Source organism: Serratia sp. 14-2641 (assembly GCF_001692375.1).
Taxonomy (GTDB): domain Bacteria; phylum Pseudomonadota; class Gammaproteobacteria; order Enterobacterales; family Enterobacteriaceae; genus Chania; species Chania fonticola_C.
This window is the reverse complement of sequence record NZ_LXKR01000079.1, coordinates 1-2,667: the sequence shown is the minus strand read 5'-3', so window position 1 is coordinate 2,667 and position 2,667 is coordinate 1. Positions and strand designations below refer to the sequence as shown.

Annotated in this window: 3 protein-coding genes and 1 pseudogene; all 4 read right to left on the bottom strand. The window is 54.2% G+C overall.

Features of this window, described 5'->3' with window-relative positions; genetic code table 11:
- Positions 1 to 265 precede the first annotated feature (265 nt).
- Positions 266 to 526 carry a replication regulatory protein RepA gene (locus A6U95_RS25255; RefSeq protein ID WP_065686491.1) on the bottom strand — a complete coding sequence of 87 codons (261 nt, stop codon included), beginning with the start codon at positions 524 to 526 and terminating at the stop codon, positions 266 to 268.
- Positions 527 to 715: 189 nt separating this feature from the next.
- The gene (locus A6U95_RS25250) at positions 716 to 1,228 is read right to left on the bottom strand and encodes a phospholipase D family protein (RefSeq protein WP_065686490.1); all 513 of its coding nucleotides are present in this window, start codon (positions 1,226 to 1,228) and stop codon (positions 716 to 718) included.
- On the bottom strand, positions 1,225 to 1,572 hold the full coding sequence (locus A6U95_RS25245) for a hypothetical protein (RefSeq protein WP_129942299.1): 348 nt from the start codon (positions 1,570 to 1,572) through the stop codon (positions 1,225 to 1,227). Before A6U95_RS25245 ends, A6U95_RS25250 begins: the two co-directional genes overlap by 4 nt.
- Positions 1,551 to 2,667: pseudogene (locus A6U95_RS25240) on the bottom strand (type IV secretory system conjugative DNA transfer family protein); the annotation flags it as partial. The pseudogene A6U95_RS25240 and the gene A6U95_RS25245, both read right to left, overlap by 22 nt.

The following is a 2,667-nucleotide window of genomic DNA, read 5'->3' as shown; positions in this document are numbered from 1 at the left end:
AGTTGCACAGGAGGAGTTGACCTTTAAAAGGCATAAAACTATACTCCCTGCATAGAGCAACGCTTCTATACAGTTTTAAGTGAGCCCCGGTAATCTTCTACGTCGCCAAACAGAAGAGATTATCGGGGTTTTTGCTTTCCAGGGGCAGTACAATCTTCTCAACAGCCCCTGTTCATTGCCACCTTGCGGCGTGGCCAACCAAAAAATGCTTCAGACGATCAGTAATCTAGCACCAGAAGTCAGACCTAGCAAGAAAGTAAACCATTTACTTTTCGGTAAGCCGTCTTTTCGCTTCACGTTCAATCAGCATCTCAATCATTTGTCCTTGAGTAAGACCATCATCTGAACAAAACTCTATAAATTGTTCTTTTAGAGGATTTCGGACAAATACATTAATCTCTTTATGCGTTAAACGTTTCCGGGCTATCGATGCAAGCTGCTTTTCAGACGCAGTCATAGCATTGCCTTTTCTATACTGACGCTTCGCTTTCGATGAGGAAGTTACTGCATTTACGGCCTGTGACATTTCTGCCTCCCCAAGGATCTGAAAAGGATCGTTTGGCAAAGCCTACTACAGAATCCGTAAGTTAGCAGCATAAAAAGCATTTTTCAGTCCCGTTGGCGCGGGATGACAGATAAAAATGCAGGAAGAGCGGACGACCGGAGCCGAGAGGATCAAGTCGTCATAGGGTGACAGAAAGGTATGGGGGACATTTCAATACGACGAGCGCCACTCCTTCCCGATATCCCAGCGCGATTGCCAGTGCGCAAGGTAGGTTTGTGCCACGCCAGGCATATCATGCAGCACCAGTGCATTTTCCGAGTTGGACCGCGCCGCTGCGCGGCTAAAATTGAATGACCCTGTCTCGACATTCACCTGGTCGGTGATGATCAGTTTGTCGTGCATTATCTTGAAGTTATCGACGGTACGAACCGGAATGCCGGCATTGACCAGCAAATTCATCGCCGCCTGGCTGGCCTTGTTCTGGTTTCCCTTCGCGTCCAGCACTACTTTCACATCAACGCCCCGGCGCTTGGCGCTCGTCAGTGCCTTCGCCACCTCGGGGGAGGTGAACGAATACCCCATCAGCCGGATACTGCTCTGGGCATCATTGAGCGTATTCAGTACCAGTTGCAGGGCGCTGCCTTCGGGTGAGAACCCCACCTGCACCGAGGGCGCAGCCAGGGTTGCGGCCAGACACCAGACTTTCAGCGAGGTCCGCATCATTTTGCGCCCCCGTAAAACACATTGCCGTTCCTCGAACTGACGCCGCCCTGCACATGACCACAGGTTACGTTACCTGTACGCGTCTCGATGTTGCCGGTGACATTACCGGCCCTGACGTTGCCGTTGGTACTGCGCACGGTGCCCACATTCCCCTGCACCGTCACATCGGCCTCTTCGGAATCAATCACCTGCACATCACCCACAATCGTAATGGCGACAGCCACCACCATCCCATCGCCCAGCGACACCGTCTGGCCATCCGCAATCACCTGGTTACCGCTGACGCGGATATGATTACCATCGACGACCATTGTCTTGCCGTTTACTGTGATTTTCGTTGCCATTTTGCGTTCTCTTTTGAAGTGTTGTTGGCCGGCTTCTCAACCGGAATATGTTGCATTTGGTAGGCCATCAGACGTGGTTGCCCAACACCCAGTGCGGTCGGGGTTTTCGCCTGCACCTGATAACCCCGCCCACGTGCCGGCAGATGCGCCAGTGCCGTTTCCCATAGCAGGCTGGTGCTGACCGCCGCCGTCGGACGTCGGCGCCAGATATGCTGCCATTCGTCTTCCAGGTCATTGATGGCCGCCAGCGCGGGATCGGTCAGCAGCAGGTTCTCCAGATCTGAACGTGCGTCCGGCGCATCCAGCCGGCGGACTATCTGCTGTATCCGGTCAGCCCGTGGATAGCTACGACGAACGGCTGCCGGTGCCTGCGCAAGCAGCGTATTGAGAGACGGCGGAGCCACCTCAATAAAACGGTTAATCTGTATCGCCTCTTTCGTGAACTTGTCAGCGTCAGCGATATAGAGCGAAGCACCACGAATAACCTCCCCCCGGAACAGGGTAATGTTCTCGCCCTCCTGCAGCTGCTGCACTTCTTCCACGCTGACTTTCTTTTGCTCGCGCAGTTGCAGTTTGTCGTCTTCATCCCAGCGACTGCCCATGACACCGTTCTGACGCACCATCTGGCTCATTTCCGGCAAATACTCCGTGCCGGCCATCAACTGCAGGATTTCCAGTGTGTCTTTCGGGTCCATGATTTTGCCGGTGATACGGGTACCCATGTTGGCGATCAACGTCCATACACGGTCACCGGCCGCCGATTTAAGCCGCTGTGCTTCTTGTCCGGCCAGCAGCAAGCAATACCCCAGCGATCGGACCTGGGTGGCCAGCTCACCCAGCTTTTCGGTGTAACAAGCCCCCACCTCATCGGCTATCCACAGAAAGGGGAACCTGTCCTTGTACTTGCGTACAACCATGATGTCTTCCGGCCGCCCCTCCAGCTTTTCACCGAGGTCCTGGCTCAGGATCATCGCCAGCTGAGATACATACAGTCGCCCGAGTGCAGCCGCCTCGGTGGAAGAGATTTCCAGTGCGGGGATAAGGATGACGAGGATGCGATCGTTGTGAACCACATCTTTCAGGTCGATGTCACCG

Bases quoted from the DNA above. Each gene is read 5' to 3' on its own strand.
- A6U95_RS25245 (WP_129942299.1), bottom strand. From the start codon at position 1,572: ATGGCAACGAAAATCACAGTAAACGGCAAGACAATGGTCGTCGATGGT.
- A6U95_RS25250 (WP_065686490.1), bottom strand. From the start codon at position 1,228: ATGATGCGGACCTCGCTGAAAGTCTGGTGTCTGGCCGCAACCCTGGCT.
- A6U95_RS25255 (WP_065686491.1), bottom strand. From the start codon at position 526: ATGTCACAGGCCGTAAATGCAGTAACTTCCTCATCGAAAGCGAAGCGT.